Annotated in this window: 29 protein-coding genes, 1 tRNA gene and 1 pseudogene; 18 read left to right on the top strand and 13 right to left on the bottom strand. The window is 69.1% G+C overall.

From position 1 onward, the window contains the following. The first annotated feature begins 42 nt into the window (after positions 1–42). The 6 genes from ACVBEQ_RS10345 to rdgB all read left to right on the top strand — a co-directional run bounded on the left by ACVBEQ_RS10345 (position 43) and on the right by rdgB (position 4,463). A complete protein-coding gene (locus ACVBEQ_RS10345) occupies positions 43–336 on the top strand; it encodes a MoaD/ThiS family protein (RefSeq protein ID WP_447153041.1) in 294 nt (97 codons plus the stop codon). 6 nt (positions 337–342) lie between these two features. Beyond that, positions 343–1,296, top strand: a complete 954-nt coding sequence (locus ACVBEQ_RS10340; protein ID WP_447153040.1) for a PLP-dependent cysteine synthase family protein — start codon at positions 343–345, stop codon at positions 1,294–1,296. 76 nt (positions 1,297–1,372) lie between these two features. Further along, entirely contained in the window at positions 1,373–2,125 is a 753-nt protein-coding gene (locus ACVBEQ_RS10335; protein ID WP_447153039.1) for a rhomboid family intramembrane serine protease, read from the top strand. A gap of 41 nt (positions 2,126–2,166) precedes the next feature. Beyond that, the gene (murI, locus tag ACVBEQ_RS10330) at positions 2,167–2,994 is read left to right on the top strand and encodes a glutamate racemase (protein WP_447153038.1); all 828 of its coding nucleotides are present in this window, start codon (positions 2,167–2,169) and stop codon (positions 2,992–2,994) included. A 57-nt stretch (positions 2,995–3,051) separates the two neighbouring features. Next, positions 3,052–3,852: a ribonuclease PH gene (gene rph, locus ACVBEQ_RS10325; RefSeq protein ID WP_447153037.1), complete on the top strand. Its 801-nt coding sequence runs from the start codon at positions 3,052–3,054 to the stop codon at positions 3,850–3,852. Next, positions 3,849–4,463 (top strand): RdgB/HAM1 family non-canonical purine NTP pyrophosphatase, encoded by a 615-nt coding sequence (rdgB, locus tag ACVBEQ_RS10320; protein WP_447153036.1) that lies wholly within the window; start codon positions 3,849–3,851, stop codon positions 4,461–4,463. The genes rph and rdgB overlap by 4 nt, the downstream gene beginning before the upstream one ends. Here the strand turns inward: rdgB and ACVBEQ_RS10315 are convergent. The 3 genes from ACVBEQ_RS10315 to bcp form a co-directional block, all read right to left on the bottom strand. Then, positions 4,460–5,302 carry a hypothetical protein gene (locus ACVBEQ_RS10315; protein WP_447153035.1) on the bottom strand — a complete coding sequence of 281 codons (843 nt, stop codon included), beginning with the start codon at positions 5,300–5,302 and terminating at the stop codon, positions 4,460–4,462. The two genes, rdgB and ACVBEQ_RS10315, sit on opposite strands and share 4 nt — an antisense overlap. A gap of 326 nt (positions 5,303–5,628) precedes the next feature. Then, positions 5,629–5,705, bottom strand: a tRNA-Leu gene (locus ACVBEQ_RS10310). Between the two features lie 55 nt (positions 5,706–5,760). Further along, a complete protein-coding gene (gene bcp, locus ACVBEQ_RS10305) occupies positions 5,761–6,237 on the bottom strand; it encodes a thioredoxin-dependent thiol peroxidase (protein ID WP_447153034.1) in 477 nt (158 codons plus the stop codon). Positions 6,238–6,336: 99 nt separating this feature from the next. Here bcp and ACVBEQ_RS10300 point away from each other — a divergent pair, with 99 nt between their 5' ends. The 3 genes from ACVBEQ_RS10300 (at position 6,337) to ACVBEQ_RS10290 (ending at position 9,403) form a co-directional block, all read left to right on the top strand. Continuing rightward, the gene (locus ACVBEQ_RS10300; protein ID WP_447153033.1) at positions 6,337–6,558 is read left to right on the top strand and encodes a DUF3618 domain-containing protein; all 222 of its coding nucleotides are present in this window, start codon (positions 6,337–6,339) and stop codon (positions 6,556–6,558) included. 132 nt (positions 6,559–6,690) lie between these two features. Further along, positions 6,691–7,995, top strand: coding sequence for a L,D-transpeptidase (locus ACVBEQ_RS10295; protein WP_447153032.1), 1,305 nt, complete (start codon positions 6,691–6,693; stop codon positions 7,993–7,995). A 46-nt stretch (positions 7,996–8,041) separates the two neighbouring features. Further along, entirely contained in the window at positions 8,042–9,403 is a 1,362-nt protein-coding gene (locus ACVBEQ_RS10290; protein ID WP_447153031.1) for an amidohydrolase, read from the top strand. 8 nt (positions 9,404–9,411) lie between these two features. Here ACVBEQ_RS10290 and ppk2 read toward each other — a convergent pair whose 3' ends face one another. The 3 genes from ppk2 to ACVBEQ_RS10275 all read right to left on the bottom strand — a co-directional run bounded on the left by ppk2 (position 9,412) and on the right by ACVBEQ_RS10275 (position 11,526). Beyond that, positions 9,412–10,257 carry a polyphosphate kinase 2 gene (ppk2, locus tag ACVBEQ_RS10285; protein WP_447153030.1) on the bottom strand — a complete coding sequence of 282 codons (846 nt, stop codon included), beginning with the start codon at positions 10,255–10,257 and terminating at the stop codon, positions 9,412–9,414. A 148-nt stretch (positions 10,258–10,405) separates the two neighbouring features. Beyond that, complete coding sequence (locus ACVBEQ_RS10280; protein WP_447153029.1) at positions 10,406–11,308, bottom strand: DUF1206 domain-containing protein; 903 nt, start codon at positions 11,306–11,308, stop codon at positions 10,406–10,408. Continuing rightward, positions 11,308–11,526 (bottom strand): hypervirulence associated TUDOR domain-containing protein, encoded by a 219-nt coding sequence (locus ACVBEQ_RS10275; RefSeq protein WP_447153028.1) that lies wholly within the window; start codon positions 11,524–11,526, stop codon positions 11,308–11,310. The genes ACVBEQ_RS10280 and ACVBEQ_RS10275 overlap by 1 nt, the downstream gene beginning before the upstream one ends. A 161-nt stretch (positions 11,527–11,687) precedes the next feature. On the opposite strand from ACVBEQ_RS10275, the gene ACVBEQ_RS10270 reads away from it, so the two are divergent. Continuing rightward, positions 11,688–13,628: an ABC1 kinase family protein gene (locus ACVBEQ_RS10270; RefSeq protein WP_447153027.1), complete on the top strand. Its 1,941-nt coding sequence runs from the start codon at positions 11,688–11,690 to the stop codon at positions 13,626–13,628. A gap of 17 nt (positions 13,629–13,645) precedes the next feature. Further along, entirely contained in the window at positions 13,646–14,962 is a 1,317-nt protein-coding gene (locus ACVBEQ_RS10265) for an alpha-hydroxy-acid oxidizing protein (RefSeq protein ID WP_447153026.1), read from the top strand. Here ACVBEQ_RS10265 and ACVBEQ_RS10260 read toward each other — a convergent pair. Further along, positions 14,923–15,552, bottom strand: a complete 630-nt coding sequence (locus ACVBEQ_RS10260; protein WP_447153025.1) for a hypothetical protein — start codon at positions 15,550–15,552, stop codon at positions 14,923–14,925. The genes ACVBEQ_RS10265 and ACVBEQ_RS10260 overlap by 40 nt on opposite strands. A gap of 133 nt (positions 15,553–15,685) precedes the next feature. Between ACVBEQ_RS10260 and ACVBEQ_RS10255 the strand changes: the two genes are divergently transcribed. Beyond that, positions 15,686–16,483: a hypothetical protein gene (locus ACVBEQ_RS10255; RefSeq protein ID WP_447153024.1), complete on the top strand. Its 798-nt coding sequence runs from the start codon at positions 15,686–15,688 to the stop codon at positions 16,481–16,483. Here ACVBEQ_RS10255 and ACVBEQ_RS10250 read toward each other — a convergent pair. Then, complete coding sequence (locus ACVBEQ_RS10250) at positions 16,474–17,496, bottom strand: YihY/virulence factor BrkB family protein (protein ID WP_447153023.1); 1,023 nt, start codon at positions 17,494–17,496, stop codon at positions 16,474–16,476. The genes ACVBEQ_RS10255 and ACVBEQ_RS10250 overlap by 10 nt on opposite strands. A gap of 123 nt (positions 17,497–17,619) precedes the next feature. Here ACVBEQ_RS10250 and ACVBEQ_RS10245 point away from each other — a divergent pair, with 123 nt between their 5' ends. After that, positions 17,620–18,867, top strand: coding sequence for a chloride channel protein (locus ACVBEQ_RS10245; RefSeq protein ID WP_447153022.1), 1,248 nt, complete (start codon positions 17,620–17,622; stop codon positions 18,865–18,867). Here the strand turns inward: ACVBEQ_RS10245 and ACVBEQ_RS10240 are convergent. After that, positions 18,851–19,432, bottom strand: a complete 582-nt coding sequence (locus ACVBEQ_RS10240) for a sugar O-acetyltransferase (RefSeq protein WP_447153021.1) — start codon at positions 19,430–19,432, stop codon at positions 18,851–18,853. The genes ACVBEQ_RS10245 and ACVBEQ_RS10240 overlap by 17 nt on opposite strands. Positions 19,433–19,475: 43 nt before the next feature. Beyond that, positions 19,476–19,694 (bottom strand): PLDc N-terminal domain-containing protein, encoded by a 219-nt coding sequence (locus ACVBEQ_RS10235; RefSeq protein ID WP_447153020.1) that lies wholly within the window; start codon positions 19,692–19,694, stop codon positions 19,476–19,478. Positions 19,695–19,855: 161 nt separating this feature from the next. On the opposite strand from ACVBEQ_RS10235, the gene ACVBEQ_RS10230 reads away from it, so the two are divergent. The 4 genes from ACVBEQ_RS10230 to nicT are packed head-to-tail and all read left to right on the top strand — an operon-like array spanning position 19,856 to position 22,890. After that, complete coding sequence (locus ACVBEQ_RS10230; RefSeq protein ID WP_447153019.1) at positions 19,856–20,773, top strand: ParA family protein; 918 nt, start codon at positions 19,856–19,858, stop codon at positions 20,771–20,773. Continuing rightward, complete coding sequence (locus ACVBEQ_RS10225; protein WP_447153018.1) at positions 20,770–21,153, top strand: hypothetical protein; 384 nt, start codon at positions 20,770–20,772, stop codon at positions 21,151–21,153. The genes ACVBEQ_RS10230 and ACVBEQ_RS10225 overlap by 4 nt, the downstream gene beginning before the upstream one ends. A gap of 40 nt (positions 21,154–21,193) precedes the next feature. Continuing rightward, on the top strand, positions 21,194–21,685 hold the full coding sequence (locus ACVBEQ_RS10220; protein ID WP_447153017.1) for a hypothetical protein: 492 nt from the start codon (positions 21,194–21,196) through the stop codon (positions 21,683–21,685). Positions 21,686–21,744: 59 nt separating this feature from the next. Beyond that, complete coding sequence (gene nicT / locus ACVBEQ_RS10215; protein WP_447153016.1) at positions 21,745–22,890, top strand: Nickel transporter NicT; 1,146 nt, start codon at positions 21,745–21,747, stop codon at positions 22,888–22,890. Between the two features lie 17 nt (positions 22,891–22,907). Here the strand turns inward: nicT and ACVBEQ_RS10210 are convergent. Continuing rightward, positions 22,908–23,165: pseudogene (locus tag ACVBEQ_RS10210) on the bottom strand (sugar phosphate isomerase/epimerase); the annotation flags it as partial. 47 nt (positions 23,166–23,212) lie between these two features. On the opposite strand from ACVBEQ_RS10210, the gene ACVBEQ_RS10205 reads away from it, so the two are divergent. Further along, positions 23,213–23,419 carry a substrate-binding domain-containing protein gene (locus tag ACVBEQ_RS10205; protein ID WP_447153015.1) on the top strand — a complete coding sequence of 69 codons (207 nt, stop codon included), beginning with the start codon at positions 23,213–23,215 and terminating at the stop codon, positions 23,417–23,419. A 12-nt stretch (positions 23,420–23,431) separates the two neighbouring features. Here the strand turns inward: ACVBEQ_RS10205 and ACVBEQ_RS10200 are convergent, their stop codons facing one another. Continuing rightward, positions 23,432–23,905 carry a nitroreductase/quinone reductase family protein gene (locus ACVBEQ_RS10200; protein ID WP_447153014.1) on the bottom strand — a complete coding sequence of 158 codons (474 nt, stop codon included), beginning with the start codon at positions 23,903–23,905 and terminating at the stop codon, positions 23,432–23,434. A gap of 136 nt (positions 23,906–24,041) precedes the next feature. Then, the gene (locus tag ACVBEQ_RS10195; RefSeq protein ID WP_447153013.1) at positions 24,042–24,956 is read right to left on the bottom strand and encodes a formylglycine-generating enzyme family protein; all 915 of its coding nucleotides are present in this window, start codon (positions 24,954–24,956) and stop codon (positions 24,042–24,044) included. Between the last annotated feature and the right edge of the window lie 270 nt (positions 24,957–25,226).

Here is a 25,226-nt window from a genome sequence, read left to right as displayed (position 1 = left end):
CGGTGTGCGGTGAGCGCCCAGCAGAATCACGAGGAGAACCTGATGAGCGTTTCGGTGTCCGTGCCGACCATCCTGCGACCGGTCACGAAGGGGGAGAAGACCGTGTCCGCCGAGGGCGGCACCCTCGCCGAGGTGATCACCGACCTGGACAGCCGCTACAGCGGGCTGGGTGACCGGCTGATCAAGAACGGTGCACTGCACCGCTTCGTGAACATCTACGTCAACGACGAGGATGTGCGCTTCACCGGCGGCCTGGAGACGACGGTCGCCGAGGGCGACAACGTGACGATCCTGCCGGCAGTCGCCGGCGGTGCGGCACCGGTCGCCGGAGTCTGATTCTTCGTGGCCCGGTACAGCAGTCTGATCGACGCGGTCGGCGGCACGCCCCTGGTGGGCCTGCCGCGGCTCTCGCCGTCCCCCAAGGTGCGGTTGTGGGCGAAGCTCGAGGATCGCAATCCGACCGGGTCGATCAAGGATCGGCCGGCGTTGGCGATGGTGGCCAGGGCCGAAGCCGACGGACTGCTCCGCCCCGGCTGCACGGTGATCGAGCCGACGAGCGGCAACACCGGCATTTCGCTGGCGATGGTGTGCCGGGTCAAGGGGTACCGGCTGATCTGCGTCATGCCGGAGAACACCTCGGAGGAGCGCCGGCTGCTGCTGCGGGCCTACGGCGCGCAGATCATCTCCTCGCCCGCGGCGGGCGGCTCCAACGCCGCCGTCGCGATGGCCAAGGAGCTGGCCGCCGACCATCCCGACTGGGTCATGCTCTACCAGTACGGCAACCCGGAGAATGCCCAGTCGCATTACGCGACAACGGGTCCCGAGTTGCTGGCCGACCTGCCGACCATCACCCATTTCGTGGCCGGACTGGGTACGACCGGCACGCTGATGGGCGCCGGTCGGTACCTGCGCGAGAAGGTGCCGGACATCGCCGTCGTCGCGGCCGAACCTCGCTACGGCGAGCTGGTCTACGGGCTGCGGAATCTCGACGAGGGTTTCGTCCCCGAGCTGTACGACGCCTCCGTGCTCACGTCGCGGTTCTCGGTCGGGCCGGATGACGCGGTTCGCCGCACCCGGGAGCTCCTCGAGGTGGAGGGCATCTTCGCCGGTATCTCCACCGGCGCGATTCTGCACGCCGCTCTGGGGATCGCCGCGAAGGCGGTTCGCGACGGTGTGGAGGCGGACATCGCCTTCGTGGTGTGCGACGGCGGCTGGAAGTACCTGTCGACCGGTGTTTACGAGGCCGGCGACGACGCCATCGCGGCGTCCGGCCTGGAAGGCCAGCTCTGGGCCTGAGAATGGGGCCTGGACCCCCTCGGGATGGGGGTTCACCCCGATACCGGGCACTGGCTCCGTCGGTAGCCTGGGAATCATGACCACGCCGTCGTCATCGCAGCCGTTCGACCCTTCGCGCCCTTACACACCCACGGCCTACACGCCGCCGGCCGGTGGTTTCGGGGCGGCGCCGACACCGTCGACCCCTCCGGCGCGCAAACGCGGCTCCGCGCTGCTGCCCGAACGAGTCAAGCCGGCGCTGATCACGGTCGGCGCGTTCGCGGCGCTGCTGATCATCGTCCAACTGGTCAACTGGGCGATGAGCTACCGGCTCACCGCCTACGGCATCGAGCCGCGTGACTGGTCCGGACTGTGGGGCGTGCTTGCGGCGCCGCTGCTGCACGGCTCCTGGGCGCACCTGTGGTCGAACCTCGTCCCGCTGGTGATCATGGGCGTGCTGATCATGCTGGGCGGCGTCCGGCAGTTCGTCGCGGTGACCGTCCTGGTCTGGTTGGTGTCCGGGCTGGGCGTCTGGCTGATCGCGCCCGCCGGGAGCATCACAGTGGGCGCCTCCGGCATCGTGTTCGGCTGGTTGGCGTTCCTGATCGCCCGCGGCATCTGGACCCGCACGTGGCAGCACATCCTGCTGGGACTGGTGTTGCTCGCCGTCTACGGCAGCATCTTCTGGACCGGCATCGTCACCGTCGCCGCGGCCGACATCACCGGCGTCGTGTCGGTGTCCTGGCAGGGGCACCTGTTCGGCGCGGTCGGCGGAGTGCTGGCCGCGTTCCTGGTCGGCAAGGCGGACGGCCCACGGCGGGCCGCCGCGCGTGCTGCCGTCACCTCCTGACCTGCGCCTGCTGAGCCGGATCGGCCGGTAGCGTCCTCCGGGTGACCAACGGCAGCATCGGATCGCCGAACGACCGGCCGATCGGCATCTTCGACTCCGGGGTGGGCGGTCTCACCGTCGCCCGGGCGATCATCGACCAGTTGCCCGGCGAGCGCGTCCGGTACGTCGGGGACACCGCCAACGGGCCCTACGGGCCACTGAGCATCGCTGAGGTGCGCCGCCACGCGCTGGCCGTCGGTGACCGGCTGGTTGACAGCGGCGTGAAGCTGCTCGTCATCGCGTGTAATACCGCCTCCGCCGCGTGCCTGGCCGATGCCCGTGAGCGGTACGACGTGCCGGTGGTCGAGGTGATCCGGCCGGCGGTCCGGCGCGCGGTCGCGGTCACCAGGACCGGCGACGTCGGCGTCATCGGCACCTCGGCGACCATCGAGTCCGGCGCCTACCAGGACGCTTTCGATGCGGCCCCCGGAGTTCGGGTGCACGCCGTGGCGTGCCCGTCGTTCGTCGATTTCGTCGAGCGCGGCATCACGTCGGGGCGGCAGGTGATCGGACTCGCCCAGGCCTACCTGGCGCCGCTGCAGCGCACCGGTCTTGACACCCTGGTGCTCGGTTGCACCCACTATCCGCTGCTCACCGGGGCGCTGTCGCTGGTGATGGGTGACGGCGTGACGCTGGTGTCCAGCGCGGACGAGACCGCCAAGGACGTCTACCGCCGGCTCACCGAGCTCGACCTGCTGGCGCCGGGCACGATACCGACCGCCCCGCACGAGTTCCTGGCCACCGGTGACCCGGAGCCGTTCGCCCGGCTCGGCCAGCGCTTCCTCGGCCCGGAGATCAGTTCGGTCGCCGGCCTGAGCGTCCCGGCCTGAGCCTCCCGGCCTGAGCGGGGGTCATGCCGGCCGCGCGGGGGGATTAGCCTGCAACGCATGACGCGCGCTGACGGCAGAGCCGACGACGAACTCCGGCCGGTGACCTTCACCAGGGGATTCCAGCAACACCCGGCAGGATCGGTGCTGGTCGAGTTCGGCGGCACCAAGGTGCTGTGTGCCGCATCGGTGACCAACGGTGTGCCGCGCTGGCGCAAGGGTTCCGGGCTGGGCTGGCTCACCGCGGAGTACGCGATGCTGCCGTCGGCCACCCACGAACGCAACGACCGCGAATCGGTCAAGGGCCGGGTCGGTGGCCGCACACACGAGATCTCCCGGCTGATCGGCCGCTCGTTGCGGGCGTGTGTCGATCTCCGGGCCCTCGGAGAGAACACCATCGCCGTCGACTGCGACGTCCTGCAGGCCGACGGCGGAACCCGCACCGCGGCGATCACCGGCGCCTACGTGGCGCTCGCCGATGCTGTCGCGTTCCTTCGCGGGCAGGGCCGGCTCAACGACCCGCAGCCGCTGTCCTGCCAGATCGCGGCCGTATCGGTCGGCGTCGTCGGCGGCCGGGTCCGGCTCGACCTGCCGTATGAGGAGGACGCCCGCGCCGAGGTCGACATGAACGTCGTCGCCACCGAGGTCGGCACCCTCGTCGAGGTACAGGGCACCGCGGAGGGAGCCACCTTCGCGAGGTCGACGCTGAACGCCATGATCGACTCGGCGCTGGCCGGCATCGAGCAGCTGACCGCGATGCAGCGGATCGCCCTGGCCGCACCGCTGGCCGGTGCGGGCGGCACCGTCGCACCCGGTGGATCACCGGTCGCCGCAGGGGCCAGCAGGCAGGCCACCACGTGAGTCGCGTCCTGCTGGCCAGCCGCAACGTCAAGAAACTGGCCGAACTGCAACGCATCCTCGGCGACCGGGTGCGGGTCCTGGGACTCGCCGATGTCACGGCTTTCGACGAGGAGCCGGAGACCGGTGCGACCTTCGAGGAGAACGCGATCGCCAAGGCCGAACAGGCCGCCCGCGAGACGGGGGAGATCAGCCTCGCTGACGACTCCGGTCTGGCGGTCGACGCGCTCAACGGCATGCCAGGCGTGCTGTCGGCCCGCTGGTCGGGCCGGCACGGTGACGACGACGCCAACACGGCCCTGTTGCTCGGCCAGTTGGCCGATGTCCCTGACGAGCGTCGCGGCGCCGCGTTCGTCTGTGCCCTGGCCCTCGCGGTGCCCGGCGAACCTGCGCGCGTCGTCCGGGGTGTCTGGCGGGGCCGCGTCGTCCGAGAGCCGGCCGGTGTCAACGGGTTCGGCTACGACCCCGTGTTCGTCCCCGACGAGAGCGATGCCGCCGAGGACGGCAGGACCTCGGCCGAGCTGTCTCCGGCGGAGAAGGACGCGCTGTCCCACCGCGGAAGAGCGCTGGCCGCAATGCTTCCCGAGCTGACGACGGTGCTCGACGCCCGTTAGCGGGTCGGCAGACCCCGGCGACGCCCGGCAGCCCGCGCGATGATGGCCGCGCCGCTCGCCCCCACCAGCAACAGACCGATCACCAGCAGCCAACCGGTGATGCCCCAGACGACCATCTCCGGCCGGGCGTACAGCCGGTCGATCGCGGTGGCGACCCGGTCGGCACCGTCGTACCAGGCGATGGACCACACACCCACCGAGGTCAGCGCGAGGCCGGCGGGCAGGGTCGCCCACGGCGACCAGCCGTTCAGCAGCACCGCAGCGAAGATCATCGCGGCACCCACCGACGTCCAGACGATGTCCCACGGCGCCGGCCTGCCGCCGATGTTCAGCATCACGTCGTAGATGCGGAAACCGAACTCGCCGACCAGATAGAGCCCACCGACGACCAGCAGGGTGCCGAGCGCGGCACTGACCAGCCCGGCGATCGCCCGGGACTTGGTCTGCTTTCCGCTCACCGCCGCGGGCGCCGGGCGCTGGTCCGCCGCCGGAGCGATGTAGGTGGGAGAGGAGTCGCCGTACATCGGCGCGGCGCTGCCGTAGGCGTCCGGTGACGGGGACGTGTAGTCGGTCGGCGGGTCGGACGGCAACGGCTCGTAGGGGCTGCCGGACCAGTTGGAAGCGGGCTTGTCGGTCATCACCGACGATCCCGTCGGGTCCGCCTGGTAGCTCGACTGCGCCCCGTACGGGCTGCTCGCGACGTCATCGGCGAAGGGTGTCGCGGCTGGGTAGGACTGCGACGGGGCGACGGTGGTGACGCCTCCGTTGGACGAGTCCACGCCGTTGCGCGAGTCCCCGTCGCTGCCACCCGACGGGTTCGCGGTATCCGGTCCGGTCATGTTTCTCGCCCCTTTTGCTGCCACTGGCCTTTGTTCGGCCTTCGCTCGAGACCCTCACCGGCATGGTGGAGGCATCCCTATCGTCCGTTGTGACCGGCCGAAGACGGGGGAGCGGAGGCCGCGTGTTGCCGATTGCGCGGCAGATGGCGACCAGCAGGGGCACGTCATCCGAGCGGGTCGCCACCCGGGCCAGGTTGCGGGCATTTCGGGCAGCGGTTACATTTCCGGGGCAGCCAGCAGTACGGCTGTCCAGGGGGATACGCACTCGGGGCGTCTCGCCAGGTTCAATTCCTGGGTCCTCCACAACGAGGTTCGCTCCGTCGTGCTGGTGGGGCCGGTGGGACTCGAACCCACACTGGCACGGACCTAAACCGTGTGCCTCTGCCAATTGGGCTACGGCCCCGCCACTGCATCTAAAGCCACTGCATCTAGCGCCAATGTGCCGCTGACGGCAGGTGTCAGCTTGCCAGACCCAGTTCCTTCAGGACGCGGGCGACGTGCCCGGTGGCCCGCACGTTGCGCCACACCTGCTGCAGCCGGCCGTCGGGCCCGATGACGAACGTCGATCTGATCACGCCGCGCACGGTGCGTCCGTACTGCTTCTTCTCGCCGTAGGCGCCGTACGCGGTGAGCACCGACCGGTCCTGATCGGACAGCAGCGTGACGCTCAGGCTCTCCTTGTCCCGGAACGTGGCGAGCTTCTCCGGCTTGTCGGGGGAGATCCCCAGCACGGTGTACCCGCCGCCGTCGGTCTGGCTCCGTGCGCTGCTGAAATCGCAGGCCTCGGTGGTGCAGCCGGGCGTCATCGCGGCCGGGTAGAAGTAGACGATCACCGGCTTGCCGGCGAAATCCGACAGGGAAACGGGGTTGCCGTCGGCGTCCGGAAGGGTGAAGGGCGGCGCGACGTCGCCCACGTCAAGGGGTGTGCTGTCCATGCGGCTAGGGTAAACACCCGCGGACCGCATTCGGGACGTCCGTGGACCTTCTCACCGAGGCAGTCACCACAAGTCAGTCACCACAGTATGGGAGGCGCAGTGGCGCGCGACGCGGAAACCATCCAGGCCGAGATCGAGCGCGCCCGGGACTCACTCGCCATCGCGGTCGACGAGCTGACCACCCGCGCGAACCCCAAGCGGGTGGTCGAGCAGGGCCGGCAGACGCTGGCAGACACCCTCGCCGACCCCAAGGTCAAGTACGCGTTGATGGCGGTGGGTGCGCTGGTGGCACTGGTCGTCGTCAGGCGGCTGTTCCGCTAGGTCGCGACCACCGGGTCGAGCACGGCTGTCGGGCCCTCGGGTTACCCTGGGCCCTGGCCGGAATGGATCGGCCGACGCGGCGTGGGGGGATCTTCCTCGCCCGGGGAGACCTGTGATGGGCGGTGGAGAAACATGTTTCGAGCACCCTGGCGTTCGCGCAGGAGTCGTCTGCTGACCCTGTTGGCGGCGTTGATGGCCGTGGTGACCGTGCTGGCCGGCTGCAGTAGCGGCTCCCTTGCGGGTACGACCACGGTCACCTCGACCGCCAATGCCATCCCGGACGGCAGCGGAACCGGCGCACCGGCATCGGATGGCGCCGCTTCCCCGGCGGCTCCGTCCAGCTCGGTACCGCCCTCCCCGGTCGTGGTCCCGCCGGTCGCATCGATTTCGGCACGCCCGGCGCTGAACAGCAAGGGGCTGTCGCCCTCCCAACCCATCGCGGTCACCGTCGACAAGGGGACGTTCGACGACGTGACGTTGAAGAACCCCGAGGGCACACTCGTCGACGCGTCCGTCTCCGAGGACGGCACCACCTTCACCGTCGACGAGGTACTCGGCTTCGGCAAGACGTACAGCCTCGGCGGCACGGCGACGGGCACCGACGGCAAGAAGGTCCCGGTCAAGGGGACGTTCACCACGGTCGGAACCGACACCCAGGTGCGCAACACGATCAACCCGGTCGACGGTGCCGTGGTCGGTGTGGCGGCTCCGATCAGCGTGACCTTCGGCGTCGAGCCGCAGGACAAGGCGCTGATCCAGAAGAACGTGTCCGTGACGACAACGCCCAAGGTGGTCGGGTCCTGGGGTTGGGTACAGCACGACGACGGTCGCTGGTCGCTGGACTACCGCACCAAGGATTACTGGCCGGCCGACACCAAGGTCCATGTCGAGGCGAAGATCTACGGGCTCAAGCTTGCCGACAACGCTTACGTCGGCTCGGATCTCACGACCGATTTCACCATCGGCCGGAATCAGGTCGTCATCGCCGACGTCAACTCGCACGAGCTGGTGGTCGAGCGCGACGGCAAGGCCGTCGCCAAGTACCCCGCTTCCTACGGCCGCGGTGAGGACACCGGCGATCCCAACCTCATCACGAGATCGGGGACGCACGTCGTCAACGAGTTCTTCGAGACCAAGCTGATGAACAACCCCCGGTACGGCTATTCCAACCAGCCCGAGAAGTGGGCGGTGCGGATCAGCAACAACGGCGAGTTCATCCACGCCAACCCGGCCAGCACGGCGGCGCAGGGAAGCAGCAACGTCACCCACGGCTGTGTCAACCTGTCGCTGGCCGACGCGGAGGCGTACTACAAGTCTGCGATCTGGGGAGATCCTGTCGAGGTCAGTGGGACATCGGTGAAGCTGGGGCCGGAGGACGGCGAGATCTACATCTGGGCAATGTCCTACGACGAGTGGCAGGGCCTGTCGGCGCTGTAGGCGACCGCGGGAGCGCCGCTGCGAGACGTACAACCGGGAGTGTGCTGTGAGCCGGGAGACAAGGATCGTCGGCGGGACCGTGCTCGCCGCTGCCCATACCTGGTACCCGGCCGCCGAACTGGCGTTCTCGCCGGACACCGGGCGGATCACCTACCTCGGTGCGCGGCGTGGCCCGCTGGCTGACGGTGACATCGACGCGTCGGACCGGTTGGTCGCTCCCGGTCTGATCAATGCCCACACCCATGCCGGGATGAGCCTGCTCCGCGGGCACAGCGACGACGAGCCCCTGCGACAGTGGCTGTCTCACGTGCGCGAGTTCGAGGTGAGGATGACCCGCGACGACATCCGGGCCGGGCTCCTGCTCTCGATGGCGGAAATGATCCGGAGCGGCACCGTCGGATTCCTGGACATGTACCTGTGGGACAGCGGTCTGCTCGCCGACGTGCACGCCGCCGGCCTGCGGGTGCAGGCGGCGCCGGCGGTCTTCGGGTACGACGCGGTCGGCTATCCCGCAGCGACACCGCAGACCGGGGCGCAGGTGCTCGACGCGACGGCCGCACTGGCGGCCGAGTTCGCCGGCGACGACCTGGTCAGCGTCGCCTACGGTCCGCACGCGCCCTACAGCTGTGGTCCGGACCTGCTCACCGACGTGGCACAGCGGGCCGAGGCGTCGGGCCTCGGGGTGCACATCCACCTGTCGGAAACGGCCGCGGAGGTGCGGGACAGCATCGACGGCCATGGTGCCTCGCCGATCGCCCTCGCCGGCAGCCTCGGGCTGCTCGAAGGCCCGACCCATGTCGCCCACGCCGTGCACGCCCAGCCGGGGGACATCCGTCTCCTCGCCGGTCCGAACGTCACCGTCTCGCACAACCCGGTGTCGAACATGAAGCTCGGAGCCGGGATCGCGCCGGTTGCCGAGTACCGGCTGGCCGGCGTCACGCTGGCGCTGGGCACCGATTCGATGGCGTCGAACAACAGCGCCGATCTGTTCGAGGAGATCAAGCTGGGGGTGCTGGTGCAGCGCGGGAAACATCACGACCCTGCGCTGGTCAGCGGGGCTGATCTGGTCACCATGGCGACCGGCGGCGGGGCGGCCGCGCTCGGCGGGGGATTGAGCGGAACGCTCGCGGTCGGCGAGGTCGCCGATCTGATCCTGCTGGACATCACCGGGCCGGCGGCGACGCCCCTGCCCGATCCGACGTCGTTTCTCGGGTACGCCGCCCGCGGGGCGGACGTCACGGACGTCTTCGTGGCGGGACGCCGCCTGCTCGAGAACGGTCGGCTCACCACCATCGACGAGCAGGCGATCCGCGCGGATGCGGTGCAGCGGGTGACCCGCATCCGCAGTGAGCTGGGTTTGCCGCCGAGCCGTCATCGACGGCCCGGCGACGCACCCGATCGTCGCTGAAAGACGCGTCAGAGGGCGGGTTTCACCAGCGAGGCGGCATGGTCGGGCACGTACCGGAACTCGTCACGCGGCGGACGCACGTAGCTGATGGACTTCGGCCGCTCCGGGATCGTCACCGGTTCGGGCGCCAGGTTCTGGTACGGGACGGCCGACAGGATGTGCGAGATGACGTTGATGCGCGAGCGCTTCTTGTCCTCGCTTTCCACCGTGTACCAGGGTGCCTCGGCGATGTCGGTGTGGATGAACATCTCGTCCTTGGCCCGCGAATAGTCCTCCCACCGGCTGATCGACTGCACATCCATCGGCGAGAGCTTCCAGCGGCGCATCGGGTCGGTGAGGCGTGACTTGAACCGCCGTTCCTGCTCGACGTCCGACACCGAGAACCAGTACTTCAGCAGCAGCACGCCGTCCTCGACGAGCAGACGCTCGAAGATCGGTGCCTGGTGCAGGAAGCGCCGGTACTCGTCGCTGGTGCAGAAGCCCATCACCCGCTCGACGCCCGCCCGGTTGTACCAGGAGCGGTCCATCAGCACGATCTCGCCGGCCGCGGGGAGGTGCTCGATGTAACGCTGGAAGTACCACTGGCTGCGCTGCCGTTCGGTCGGGGCAGGGAGGGCCACGATGCGGGCGTTGCGCGGGTTGAGGTACTCGTTGATCCGCTTGATCGCGGAGCCCTTGCCGGCCGCGTCACGACCTTCGAAGATCGCCACCACGCGGGTGCCGGAGGCCTTGACCCACTGCTGCATCGTGACGAGTTCGGTTTGCAGCCTTCGCAACTCGGTCTCGTAGGCCTTCTTCTTGATCTTGGGGGGCTTGCCCGGCGAGTCGTCGCCGTCCTTCTTCTTATCTGACATCACTGGCTCCATCGGGTGGCAGCGGACGGCGGCCGGTCGTTGACCGTCGCGTCAGCTTGTCACGAGGATCGCGGGAACGCAGCGAAAGGGGTCGAAAGAGGACGTCCGCCACCCCAGACCGGGCACTCGAGTCTGGTTCAGCGCCGTGTCACGACCGTGCGCCGCGGCTCCCTGCCGTGCTCACCCGCGGGTGGCGCGCCCAGACGAAGCAGTAGACGCCGAAGCAGACCAGGCCGAGGGCGAGCAGGGTGAGCAGCACCGAACCGAACGGGGCCCCGTTGACGGTGCGGAGTGCTTCGTCGAGCCCGCCCGCCTTCTCCGGGTCGTAGGTCACCGCCGCCCAGCCGAACAGGCCGCCGACGATGACGAAGGCGATGCCCTTCGCGATGTACCCCGCCTGGCCGAGCCGGACCACGCCCTGACTGACGCCACCCGCCAGGTCCTCGGTGAACTTCTTCTTCACGCCCCGCCGGATCAGCCGGACACCCAGCACGATGATCGCGACAGCGACCGCGATCACCAGGATCCGGCCGAAGGGGGCGGACAGCAGCCGCGCCGTCCAGCCTTCCTCCTTGTTGCCGCTGGAACCGGAGCTGCCCAGCACGATGCGAACGGCGGCGATCCCGATGGTGGCGTACGCGACGGCCCGGCCGGCCGAGCCGAGGCGCTTGCGAATCCGCTTCCAACCTTCCGGACGGTCACGGTGGCCCCAGATGGCCTCCACGATCTGCCAGATCGTCATGGCGAGCAGGCCGACGGCGATGATCCACAACAGGACGGCGCCGAACGGCTGCGCGGCGATCTCCGCCAGTGCTCCCTGCTGGGATGCCTCGCCCCCGCCGTCTCCGCCGGTCAGCCCGCTCCAGGCGAGCTGGAGTGCGATCCAGCCGATCAGCACATGGACGATCCCGTATGCGATCAGGCCGACGGTGAGCAGGATGCGGAACGGCCGACTGGCCATCGCCTCCTGGCCCGCGTCCTCGGCGGAGTCGGCGGCACGTTTCCCGGCGTCGGCGGCCCGCGAGCCGCTGGACCCACCCTGCGTCGTCATCACGAGTCCTTGTGCAGCGCTTCGGGTTTGTGGACCGCTTCCCGGCCGCTCTTGTCGCTCTTCACCAGGTACTGCGGGTCGTCGTCACTGGCCCGCACGGTGCGCCCGGCGGCCTCGGTGTCCGAGGTGATCTTCTTCTCCACCTTGCCGTGCGTCGTCGTCCCATGGGTTTTCCACGAGACCTCGTCGCCCTTGCTCACGTCTTTGTCAGCCGCCATATCAGCTCCTTCTGATCACCTCAACCCGCTGTAGCGGCCGAGGTTCTGCTGTTGCGCCAGCGGTACCCCATCCGGCCCACCGCGAATCAGTGCGGTGACGGGGGACCCGACTCGCCGGGAGATCACTGGACATCCGCCATTCCGGTGATCACGCTGGCGCAATGTCCCTGGAACTTGATTTGTCCTTTTGGGAGAGCATCGGCGCCATCGTTTTCGTGCTCGGGGTCGGCTTCGTCTCCGGTCGAATCCTCGGTGTCCGCCGCGGTTTCTTCCGTGCTGCCGCTGCCGGACTGCTGGGCAGCCTGACCGGACTGGTCGTCGCCGCGGGCATCCTGCAACGCGATGAGGATGCCACCGCCGACGACGTCGTCCTCGTCGCCTTCGGGTTCGCGTTGCTGGCGACGATGGTCGTGAGCATCTCGCTGGAAGCGGTCCTCCGTCCGCGGAAAATCGGTCGTCGCACCCGGCTCCGTACTCGGGTGCGGACGTTCTCCACCATCGGCGGCCGACTCTGGGAGGTGTCCAGAATCGCCCGCAAGCACGGCCTGGCGGGTCCGCGGCTGGCATCGAAGGCCGCGTTGTCCAGCCCCGAAGGTGGCCTGCGGATTCGCGGGTTCCTGGAGGACTGCGGGGGGATGTTCATCAAGTTCGGGCAGATCGCGTCGACCCGTACGGATCTGCTTCCGGCACCGCTGATCGCCGAACTCGCCGACCTGCAGTCCAACGTCAAAGTGGTCCCGCTGGACCAGATCCGCGCCAGGATCGAGGACGAGCTGGGTGCGCCGATCAGCGAGGCGTTCGCCGCTTTCTCCGACGAACCGCTGGCGGCCGCGTCGATCGGACAGACCCATGCGGCCGTGCTGCACGGTGGCCGGCGGGTGGTGGTCAAGGTCCGCCGCCCGGACATCGAGGTCGGCGTCGCGCGGGATTCGGCCGTGTTGCGCTGGGCCAGCCGGGCGGCCGTCCGTCGCTCGGAGGCGGCCAGGTCGCTCGGTCTGGTCGCCCTCGCCGACGAACTGGTCAAGTCAGTCGAGCAGGAGCTGAGCTACGTGCACGAGGCGGCCAACGCCAGGGCCGTCGCCTCCGTGACGACGGGGGCCGGCGTTGAGGTGCCGGAGATCGTGGCATCGCTGAGCTCGGAGGCTGTGTTGGTCATCGCGCGGGTGGAGGGCCGCTCGGTGGCGGACACGGCGGCTGTCGACGCGACCGGTGTGCCAAGGCCGGAACTCGCAAACCGGTTGCTGGCAGCCTTCCTGAACCAGGTGATGACGGCCGGTGTCTTCCATGCGGACCCGCACCCCGGCAACATCCTGATCGACGGCAGCGGAACCCTGTGGCTCATCGACTTCGGCGCCGTCGGCCTGATCGACCCAGTGACGATGGACGCGCTGCAATTGATGGCGGCCGGTATGGCGACCCGGCAGCCCGCGCTGCTCGCACGCTCGTTGCGGACCCTCGCCGGCGCAGACGGTGACGCGATCCAGACCCAGGCGCTGGAAGCCGAACTCAGTCGTGTCCTCAGCGAGCAGTTGCATTCCGGCGGGTTCGACCCGCGGAGCCTGCAGGACATCATCTCGCTGATGGGCAGGCACGACATCCCCGTGCCACCCACCCTCACCCTGCTCGCGCGGGCGCTGGTGACCCTGGAGGGAACACTGCGAGTGCTCGACCCGAAGGTCGATCTCGCGACGGCGGCTGCCGGCCACTTCGGTGCCTCGATGGAGATGACCCCGGCAACGGCGCAGGACGCCTTCCAACGCGAGCTGCTGCGTACCCTGCCCGCCCTCCGAGCTTTGCCGGGGCTGACCGAAGACGTTGCGCTGCAACTCCGCTCGGGGCGGGTGCGGTTTCAGGTTGATGCCTTCTCCGGCGCCGGCAGCGCGAACCTGAGCCGCTGGCTGGACCGCGCGATGTTCGCCGGCGTCGCCGGTATCGGACTGGTGGCGTCCGCCCTGATGCTCGGCGGGGTGGCGTTGGCCCGGCCCGAACAGGAGGTCGGGGGTCTGTTGGCGGTCGGCTACATCGGTCTTGTCATCTCGTCGGTGATGCTGATGCGGGTGGTCGCGCAGATCCTGCGCCGTGAGGGGGACTCTCCCGGCTGATCCGGGAAGATGGCCCGATGGCGGAACGAGCGGTCGGAGTGGGCCGGGCCAGGCAGGCCGCGATCTACGCCCGTGGGGTGTTCGGGACGACGCCCGCGGTGCCGACCGACTGGCCGGGTCTGGATCGCCGTGCCCGCCGGAAGCTCTCGCGGCGGGCCTACGGCTACCTGGCCGGCGGCGCCGGCTCCGAGCACACCATGCGGGCCGACCGGGAGGCGTTCGACCGGTGGCAACTGGTTCCACGGATGTTGCGTGACGTGTCCGTCCGGGACACCGGCATCGAGCTGTTCGGGCGGCGACTGCCCGCGCCGCTGCTGCTGGCCCCGATCGGCGCGCTGGGAATCGTGCACCGGGAGGCCGACGTCGCCGTGGCCGCCGCTGCGGCGGAACATGGTGTCCCGTACATCTTCTCGAACCAGGCGTCGCGGTCGATGGAGGATTGCGCCGCGGTGATGGGGGATGCCCCGCGCTGGTTCCAGCTCTACTGGTCGACGTCCGAAGACCTCGTCGCGAGCCTCGTCGGGAGGGCCGAGAAGGCCGGCTGCGACGCGATCGTGGTCACGCTGGACACCACGATGCTGGGCTGGCGCCCCCGCGATCTGAACCTCGGCTACCTCCCGTTCGCGCTCGGCGACGGGATCGCGCAGTACACCAGCGATCCGGTGTTCCGGAAGCTGACGGCGAACCGGGTGACAGCCGACCAGCCCACGCCCCGCCCCCGTCTCCGTGAGATCCCGTCCCTCATCAGGTCCTTGAACCGGATGTCGAGCACCGCACCGGGGCGGCGGGTCGGCAACCTGCCCGCAGCGAGAGCCGCCGTCCAGACCTTCCTGGAGACCTACTCCCGCCCATCCCTGGACTGGGCCGACCTGCCAAGGCTGCGGGCGATGACGTCATTGCCGATCGTGCTCAAAGGGCTCCAGCATCCCGACGACGCCCGTCGCGCCGTCGATGCGGGCGTGGACGGCCTGATCGTGTCCACCCACGGTGGCCGCCAGGTCGACGGTGGGCGCGGGGCGCTGGACAGCCTGCCGGGTGTGGTCGACGCCGTCGGCGGCGCGATCCCGGTGCTGATGGATTCCGGAATCCGCGGTGGCGTCGACGTCCTCAAGGCCATCGCGCTCGGCGCGACGGCGGTGTGCCTCGGCAGGCCCTACGCCCTCGGGCTCGGACTCGCGGGGCGGACCGGGGTCAGCGAGGTGGTCGGCAACGTGCTCGCCGAGTTCGACCTCACCCTCGGGTTGTGCGGGTACCGCTCGGTCGCGGAGGTGGGACAGGACGCGCTGGTCGAGGTTCACCGACCCGCGAGAGCGGTTGCCGCGGAATCGATCTGAACCGGGTAACCCGCTCGCAACGCGAGCGCGGAAGACGGCGGCGTGATCATCGGGACGCGCCCGCCTGACGGCCGGGGCTGCGCGACGGTGTACCCGCCGGGTGTCCAGCTCACGACGGCGTCCCCCACCACGAGCGCTGGGCCGTCCTCGAGCAGGACGAAGCCGCCGACCGGAATATCCGGCCATTCCGTCGGGTGCAGGCGCCGCCGGTGGCTGCGCGGGATCAGTCGCTCGGCGTGGAGGCGGCCGTCCAGGTCCTCGGCCGTCCGGGACCCACCGGCCAGCTGCTGGTACTCCCGGTACGCCGGACGCCGGCACAGCGCGCACGGCCGGTGTCCTGCCGCGAGCGCAAGCGCCTCGTCGTGGAAGAACAGCACCGTGTAATGCCCGGGCTGCCACTGCCGCACCCGCCAGTCCCGGTACTGCAGGGCGCAAATGATCCAGAGTTTGCTGCGGTGAAAGCTCACGATGTCCGTGCCGCTGTGCAGGATTCCGCGGTTGCCGAGCCAGCTTCCGCGCAGACCGGTTGCCACGAGGTCGCCGAGCGGCGTGACCCTGTTCCGGCGAGGTCGCCGGATCGGGTCGGTCATCCGAGCATCCTGCGGCACCGCGGCCACGACGTCACCCGCGTTTCGCTTACCCTGAAATCCGGTTCGTGCCCATTCATCGGTTTCGCCCGGTGATGCGCTTGGGCCCGGGTGCACGGGTGAAGGGACGGCAGCGGTGGACTGGTATCAGCGGCTTCTGGTCGAGACCGGTCGGGCGGCCGCGGTCTGGGCCCTGATCGGTTTCCTGGTCACGTTCGCCATCACCCGCGGCATCACCCGGCGGATCCGCGCGAAGAACAGCCAACCCGCCCCGACCACCGAAGCGGGCGGTGGGGGCCTGTCGGACATCTACATCGCGGGGGTGCACGTCCACCATCAGGTGTGGGGCATCCTGCTGGTGCTGGTGTCCGGGTTGATCGAATTCCGGTTCAGTCCCGAGTCGCCGTGGACCGAGGTGCTGGCCGCGCTCTTCGGGATAGGTGCGGCTCTTGCGCTCGACGAGTTCGCGCTGTGGTTCCACCTCGACGACGTCTACTGGGGCGCTGAGGGCAGGAAGTCGATCGATGCGATTCTGATCGCAGGGGCGCTCGGGGCCGCACTGCTGCTGCAGGGCTCACCAATCGGCGCGGCAAGGCCGGACGACGTCGCCACCTGGCTGTACCTCCTGGGGGTCACGGTCCACCTCGTCAGTGCGGTGATCTGTTTCCTCAAGGGCAAGATCGCCACCGGCATGATCGGCATCGTCGTGCCGATCGTTGCGACGGTGGGGGCGATCAGGCTTGCCAAGCCGACATCGGTCTGGGGCAGGCGACGGTACAGCGGCGGTAAGCTCGCCAGGTCGCAGCAGCGTTTCGATGTCGATTACGAGCAGCGCCGCAATCGCCTCCGCGACCGGCTGGGCGGCGCACCGGAAGCCGCTGCCGTGGATCCGGAGACGCCGGCGCACCCGTCCGGACCATCGGCTCAGCGCTGAGCGGCGGGTGCGACCTTGTCTGATTGCCGCGCCATCGGCGGGTAGTACTCCAGCAGTGCGTTGTTGAACTGCGCTCCCAGGATGATCGACATCGAGATGAAGTAGTAGAACAGCAGGAACGTGATCGGCGTCGCGAGCGCACCGTAGGTCAGCCCGTGGCTGTACGCGTAGGAGAGGTACAGGCGTAGTCCGGTGCTCGCCACCAGGAACACCGCAGCAGCCAGTGCCGCCCCCGGCAGCCCGCGGTAGAAGGCGTGTTTGTGCCGTGGCGCGACCTTGTAGAGCACGGCGACCAGCAGGATCAGGCCCAGGGCCAGTCCCGGGTAGTACAGGTAGCCGAGGATCAGCGAGACCATCGGCTGCCAGGAGTCGGGGAACAGCGCGGGCACCCGGTCCGGTCCGATCGCGAGCAGCGGCACCGCGACGATCTCGCCGGACAGCGCGACGATGTACACGCCGAGCGCGAAGATCCGTTCGATCACCGGATGACGTGCCTCGTGCTGGCAGTAGGCGATCGTCACCGATTCGACGAAGGCCGAGATTGCCGATGAGCCGGCCCACAGGCTGATCACCAACCCCACCGAGATGGCCTCGGTCTGGTTGTTCAGGATCGTGTCGATGGTGTTGCCGATCAGGTTGTCGGCAACCTCCTCATTGAAGATGGTGTTCAGGAAAGTCGATGCCTGGGAACGGATCTCGACCATCGTGTCCGGGCCGAAGAACCAGCGGGTGACGATCCCCGACAGCCCGAGCAGCGCCAGCAGGAACGGCGCGGTCGACATCGCGCACCAGAACGCGGCCTGCGAGCTCATCCCGAACAGCGAATCGGCCCACGCCTTGCTGATCGTCCGGATCACGACCTTGCGTGGACGGTTGGTCACCGGCCCGTCGGCGGTCGGGACCGGGCCGGTTCCGTCCTGGTGCCAGGGCACCGTGACCAGCGCCGGGGGGCCGGGGTCGTCCGTCGGTCCGGGGCTGTCGTCGGCGTGCTCGTCAGCGGTCGTCACCTGCACCGCTGCACGGTAGCCGCCGGCCGTTGCGGGCAGCTCTGTCGAGCACCTCCGTCGCAGCAGTGGGCGTACGGTCCTCAGCAAATCCGATGTCCGGTGGCTGGCCGATGTCCGGTGGGGGTGCAGATGGTCGACGGTTCGAGGAGCCGCACCGGGAGCCGGAGCCGGGTGCTGCTGCTGATCATCAGCGCGGCCGTCGGCGGACTCCTGATGGGGTGGCTCACCGCCGGGTTCTTCTGGGTGATCAACGAGCTGATCGCACTGCTCTGGGACGACCTACCCGCAGCACTCGGTGTGGACTCCCGCTGGTACGCATTGGCCGTCTGCACCGTCGGTGGCGTACTGGTCGGGCTCGGCCAACGGTTCTTGGGTGATCACCCTGCGCCGCTCGACGAGTTGCTGTCGCACGAGGTGGGCAGCCGCGGCTTCGACATCCGGGTGCTGCCGCAGGCGCTCTACCTGTTGGGTGTTTCGCTCGTGTTCGGCGGCGCGCTGGGCCCGGAACTGGGTCTGGTCTTCCTGGGCGGCTGCATCGCAGTCGCGCTCGCCCGGTTGCTCAGCAAGGAGGCGGCCGGCGTCGGTCAGGACATCGCGATCGCCGCGGTGTTCACCGCCCTGTTCGCCTCTCCGCTCGGTGGCGCGGCCACGGCGGTGGAGAAACCGGACGCACGGACCATCCCGCGCGCCGAACGGGTGCTGCTGGCTCTGGTCAGCGGGCTGGCGGCATTGTTCGCGTTCTCGATGGTGCCGACGCCAGGCTTCGCCATCGTCGCCGACTGGCCGGCGTACGAACCTGCCCGGAACGGCACCGATGCCCTCTGGGCGGTGCCGTTGGGTTTGCTCGGGCTGGCGATCGGGCTCGTGTACCGGCACATCCACGGCTGGTTCGGCTGGCTGCGCGAACGCCTGCCACACCCGATCCTGCTCGCCGTCGCGGGCGGGGTCCTGCTCGGCGCGGTGGGTTCCTGGAACCAGCTGCTGCTGTTTTCCGGCGAGGACGGCATCGACGATGTGGTCAGCACACTCGGCAGCCGATCCGCGGGTGAGTTGGCCGCGCTGGCGGCCATCAAGCTGGTGCTGGTCGCATTGCTGCTCGGTGCGGGGTGGAAGGGTGGCCACTTCTATCCGATGCTGTTCGTCGCCACTGCGGCCGCGCTGTCGGTCTCCCAGGTGGTGGCGCCGCTCAACCCCGTGGTGGCGGTCGCGGGCGTCGCGGCAGGGGTGCTGTTCGCCACTCTGCGCCGGGTCGCAGCGTCGGCGTTCCTCGTGTTGCTGGTGGTGCCGGCGAACCTGCTCCCGGTCGCGGTCGTCGCCTCGCTCGCCGGCTACCTGACGCTGCGACTGTTCGGCGGCGGGGTCACTCGATCGACCTGACCACCCTGGCGGGGTTCCCGACGGCGATGACGTTCGCCGGGATGTCCTTCGAGACCACCGCTCCCGCGCCGATCACCGTGTTGTCGCCGATCGTCACCCCGGGCAGCACGATCGCGCCGCCGCCGATCCAGACGTTGTCGCCGATCGAGATCGGCTTCGCTGCCTCGAGTTTGTCCCTGCGGGGTTGCGCCTCGACCGGGTGGGTGGGCGTCAGCAACTGCACGTTGGGGCCGATCTGGCAGTCGTCGCCGATGCTGATGGGGGCAACGTCCAGGGCCACCAGGTTGTAGTTGACGAACGTCCTGGCACCGACGGTGATGAAGGTGCCGTAGTCGACGAAGAGCGGGGGCCGGATGTGCGCCTCATCGCCGAGCGCACCGAGCAGTTCCACCAAAATCGGCCGCGCGTGCTCGCTGTCCCGCACATAGGCCGCGTGGTACTCGGCGGACAACCGGACGGCGCGCTGCTGCTCGCTGGCGATGTTCGGGTCGTCGGAGATGTACAGATCGCCGGCCAGCATGCGTTCGTGATTGGTCCGGGAGTCACCGGCGAAGTAGTCGACCATCCGGAGAGGCTATGCACTGGTCGCAGCGGCGGCGACCCGGCCGTCAGCCGCGCTTGCGGCCGAGGATCAGGTAGCTGATCGGTCCCAGCGGTTGCACGACCATCGCGAGCCGCCAGAGCCAGCGTGGGCCGTTCAGCCGCGAGTTGTCCCGCGAGTGCAGGTCGCGCAGCGCGGTCGTGGTGAGGACCGCCTCGATGGCGGCGCCGATCACGATGGCCGCCCGCGCCGGGGTACCGAGTTCTGACCATGAGCGCTTCGCCATTGCGTCAGCATAGGGCGGCCGCGACGGCATAGGATCGCAGCGCCAGCACGGGACCGTGCCTGTGCTGCATTACTCAGGCCTGCTTCGGCGTGGCTCTGCCCGGCGGAGCGGCCGGGAGCGGGACGATGCCGGCACGGGTTCGACCTGAAGGGATGTGCGGCATGCGACGAGTCGTCGCGATCGCCAATGGCAAAGGCGGGGTCGGCAAGACGACCCTGACCGCTGGACTGGCCGGCCAGATCGCCGCCGCGGGGCACCGGGTGCTGGTGGTCGACACCGACCCGCAGGGAAACCTGGGCCGGGACCTGGGTTACGGCCCGCAGGACGGCAACAGCCTGGGGTTGGCCATCACCCACGGCTTGCCGTTGGAGGTCAGCCGGGGCGTTCGGGACCGGCTCGACGTCGTCGCGGGTGGCCCGGCGCTCTGGGATGTTGCGCCCGCCTTCACTTCTCGGGGTGCGCGCGGCGCGGCGTTGCCGGGCCTGCGTCCCGCCATCGACCGGTTGCGCCCGGAAGGGACCGACGAGGACTACGACCTCGTCCTGGTCGACACCCCTCCCGGGGAGCCGATCCTGCAGGAGCTGGTCTTCGCGTCGTCGGACTACCTGATCATCCCGACGCGATCCGACGATGCCAGCCTGGACGGCCTGGTCGTCGTCGCGCAGCGTTTCGCCGCCGCCCGCGCCCTCAACCCTGATCTGACGCTGCTGGGCGTCGTGCTCTTCGGCGTGCGTGCGGGCAGCACCCGGCTGATCAAACGGGTGCGGGCTGCGCTGGACGACACGCTCGGCGGCGCCGCGCCGGTCTTCACCACCTCGATCCGCTACCTCGAAAGTGCTGCCGTCGACATGCGCAGTCGCGGCCTGCTGCCGCACGAGCTCGAGCAGGTGCACCGAAAAGACAAGTCCAAGCGCATCAATCGGCTGCGCAAGGGTGTCTCGGTCGACACCGGCGACAGCCTGCTCAGCCGTGATTCCTCCGCGTCCGGACTGGCAGCCGACTACGCGGAACTGGCGCGGGAGATGCTGGCCGCCATCGCCGAGCGCGAGGGCACCGGACGGGTGGAGGTCGCGGTATGACGACCAACGGCCGGCCCAACCTGGGCGGACTGTTCACCGGCAGCACGCCGCCGGAACGGTCCAGCACGATCGCCGACGCACTCGATTCCAGGACGGGAGCACCCAGGACAGCTCGGTCCACACCCGCCGACACGGCCGGTCCGCCGACCGCCCCACGCCAGACCCCTGCCCGCGCCATTCCCGCGCCCCCCATTTCCACGCCCTCCGTTGCCGCTCCCGTCGCAACACCGGCGGCCGGCCAGGCGGCGTGGTGGGATCCGGTGAACGCCCTGGGCTACTACTTCGATTTCCTGCAGGGCCTGTTCGACGCCAACCGCGCGGTGACCATGGCGGTCGCGACCGCGGTGACAGCGCCGCTGCGACGGTCCCGTCCTCGCTGATCCGAGGGGCGAGCGCGGTGACGACCACCGGAGGGGACTGATGCCCGCGGTGCCCTGGCGCCCGGGCAGAGGCAAACTGGGCGCGCTGGACCCACTGCTCGGCGACTGGGAGGCGCAGGCTTCCTCGCCGATGGGGGCGTTGCGCTGCAGCCGCACGTTCGCCCGCACCCTCAACCGCACGTACGTGCAGCTGACGGCCCGGTGGGTGTTCACAGGACCCGCCGACGGCGCCAGCAGGAGGCCGCCCTACGAGGAGACGGTCCTGTTCGGTGTGCGTGACAGAACGCTCGCCTGCTGGTCTTTCACCTCGGATGGCAAGCATTCGGAGGGCGTCCAGGTCGACGTCGCCGACATCGATCCATCGGCCATCGGGTTCCAGTTCGAGATGCCCGCCGGCATCGCGCGGCAGGCGTACTGGCCCGCCGACGACGGTGTGCAGTGGGTGGTCGAGGCGCGCAATGCCCGCGGCTGGAAGCGGTTCACGCAGCACCACTACCGGCCCGTTGCCGGGCCGATCACACCCTGGCGTTAGCTGTACCCGGAATCGCGACACCCGGCATCGGGTCTGACGGGCACCGGAAAGGGGGCGGCATGCCGGCAGGTGAATCGGCGCCCGGGTCCGCTCCGTCGCTCCCGGCCCGGTCGTCGTGGTGGGGGCCGCCCGGCGGGCGGAAACGGATCGCCGGGGCGATGTCGGTGGTGCTGGTGCTGCACGTGGTGTCGTTCGTCGTGTTGTTCGCCGCGGTGATTCCCGGTCACCATCAGGTCAACGGCCAGATCTTCGGCATCGGGTTGGCAATCACGGCCTACCTGCTCGGTGTCCGGCACGCGTTCGACGCCGACCACATCGCGGCCATCGACAACACGACCCGCAAGTTTGTGGCTGACGGGAAACGGCCCGTCACCGTCGGCCTGTTCTTCTCCCTCGGGCATTCGACCGTCGTGTTCGTGATGGCCGTCTTCGTCGCGATCGGTGCGCGATTCGTCGGCACGCTCGTCTCGGAGGATTCCGATGTCCACGAGACCCTCGGCGTCATCGGCACGTCGGTCTCGGGCATCTTCCTGATCATCATCGGGGTCATCAATCTCGTCGCGCTGAACAGCATCTACCAGGTCTGGCGGGAGGCCGGCACCGGCGCCTACGACGAGGAGGCCCTCGAGGAAGCGCTCAATTCCCGCGGCCTTTTCGCAAGGCTGCTCCGGCCGGCGATGAAGGCCATCACGCGGCCCGGCCAGCTGTACCCGTTGGGATTCCTGTTCGGGCTGGGATTCGACACCGCAACGGAGATCTCCCTTCTCGTGCTCGCCGGGGCCGGTGCGGCAACCGGCCTGCCGTGGTACGCGGTGCTGGTCCTGCCGCTGCTCTTCGCCTCGGGCATGAGCCTTTTCGACACCCTCGACGGTGCGTTCATGCAGGCCGCCTACCGATGGGCGTTCGTCCGGCCGGTCCGCAAGGTCTACTACAACCTGACCACCACGGGCCTGTCCGTCGCGGTCGCACTGATCATCGGCGGCATCGAGGTGATCAGCGTGCTGCACGACAAAGCCGAGCTGACCGACCCGGTCACCAGTTGGATCGCAGCGATCACCCTGGACGACGTCGGGTACATCATCGTCGCGCTGTTCGTCATCGCCTGGGCCGGCTCGTATCTCTACTGGCGGTTGACGGGCGTCGAACAGCGGTGGACCGCGAAGCTCGCGGATCGCGAGACGGGATCGCCACCGGGCGAGTCGTGACCATCAGGCGCCGGTCGTCAGGCGCCGGCCCGCGCCCCGTCCAGAGACGCCTCCAGTGCGGCGTCGGCGTCCTTGAGCACCGCCGCGGCGACCTCGAGTCCCTCGATGCGGCCGAGTTCGGTGTCCTCGTGCTCGATGTTGACCAGCATGTTCGGGTCGACCTCGCGCAGGGCGCGGAGGAATTCGGTCCAGAACGCGACGTCGTGGCCCTTGCCGAGTGCGACGAAGTCCCAGGCGGAGTTCTTCGGCCATTCGTTGGCCCACTCATCGCCACCAGATTGAGATACGGCAGCGTGGTCGGAGCGTCCCGGCGGACATCTCGGTGATCGGCTACGACAACTCGGCGTTGGCCAAGTCGCTGTATCTGGACCTCACCTCGATCGAAGACCGCAGTGACGTCGTCGGCGCTGCTGCCGGCCGAGCCCTGCTCGCGCGTTTCGAGGACCAGTCCATCACGGCCTGGAAGACACTCATCGAACCGGGCCTCGTCATCCGGTCGACGACGGCAACGGCCGATCAGTCGCGGTGATTCCCGATCCGGTCAACGGTCCGTGAGGGTGACGGTGGCGAGGTGGAACTCGCGGGTGGCCGCCTCGAGTTCGGCGACGGTAGGAGTCCGGCCGACAGTGACCTTGAGGCCGACGGTCCGGCTGGCAGCCTTCCATCCCACCCGCTCGATGATGCGGAGCAGGGTCTCGGCGACTGTTGCGGGGTTCTCGTCCAACTCGACCCGCATGGCCCCGCGGCGGCCCCGATAGGTGACCTCGACGTCCGTGGCGTCACGGAGGTTCACGCGCCAGAGATGCTGCGTGACGACGATGCGTTGCCCGTCAACATCGACGTACCCGACGGGGATGTCGTAACGCCGGCCGCTCCGGCGGCCGACGATGTGCAGCACGAGCAGAGCGCTGTCGACGGTGCCGTGCAGGGCCGACCCGGCGATGGCCCTGACGACCGGGTTGATGATGTTGATGAGCTTTTGCGGAGGAACGTTCCGGCTGATTGCAGTGGTCATCATGGGCTCCCTTGCTGCTGCCGCTGACCCTCGGACGCGACTACGACGATCCTCCTGTTGAGAACCCGCGGGAAGTGCCGAGCGACCGCCGTCGACGGAACGAAGGTCCCGCACTGCCTGGGCGGCGATCGGTGATTCAGGCGGCGAGTGAACAGCGGAAGCCGAGATGACCGGTGGTGCTCCGGACGGCGTGTGCCTGTCTGGCGGCGGGGCGGTAGCGGTGACAGTACGAGGGCGCGCACAGGTGCGAGCCGCCCTTGGTCACCCGCCGGTCGCCTTCGGTCAGCGGTGCTGCCGTCGGCGGAAGCGCCGGAGCGCAACACGAGGTTTGCTCGATATCCGCATCGCTCCCGGCGTGCGACGACGTCCATGGTGAGCGGGTCCATTCCCACACGTTGCCAACCACGTCGAACAGGCCGAAACCGTTGGGCGGGAAGCGTTTCACCGGCGACGTGCGCATAAAGCCGTGCGGTGAGAGGTTCTCGTACGGGAACCGGCCGTGCCAGGTGTTGGCCATCACCTTGCCCCCCGGCATGAAGTCGTCGCCCCAGGGGTAGGTGACCTGCACGGTGCCGCCACGGGCGGCGTGCTCCCATTCGGTCTCGGTGGGAAGGTTCTTTCCGGCCCACTGCGCGTAAGCCGCCGCGTCCTCGAAGCCGATGTGCACCACAGGATGCAGCTCCCGGCCGTGCAGGCTGCTTCCCGGACCTTCGGGATGACGCCAGTTGGCGCCCGGCTGCCATGCCCACCAGCGTTGCCAGTCGTCCAGCGGCACGGGCCCCGGGGTGCCGACGAACACCTGCGAGCCGGCGACCAGCAGGTTCGGATCGGCGCCGGGGAAATCGTCCGGGTCAGGCGCCGTTTCGGCCACCGTCAGGTGACCGGTGTCGCGGACGAAGCGGCGGAACTGGGCGTTGGTCACCGGGTGCTCGTCGAACCAACCATCGGCCACCGACGTCTCCCGAAGCGGCCGCTCCTCCGGGTAGAATTCGCTGCTGCCCATCATGAACGATCCGCCGGGTACGAACACCATGCCCTTGACGCTGGTCATCCGCCTCCTCCGCTTGTCCGCCTCGCCAGGCTATGCGAGCGGGGTGACCCGGAGCGCTCACCCATGTTGTGTGAGTTTCACAAGACCCTCCTTGAGCAGCCGACCCATCACGAGGACGGGAAGCTGATCGACGAGGTCGCCCATCAGGCTGCCGTCGCGACGGAGATGGCGGGCTGACAGCGGTCGCGATGAGCTCAATGGATCGCGCGACTGCTGAATCCGAGCGGTGTTCGGGACCTTCGCCCGTAGTGGAGTAGCCCGTTGATAAAT

This window comes from Nakamurella sp. GG22 (assembly GCF_052976845.2).
The sequence above is the reverse complement of the archived record's forward strand: the minus strand, read 5'-3'. Positions and strand labels throughout refer to the sequence as shown.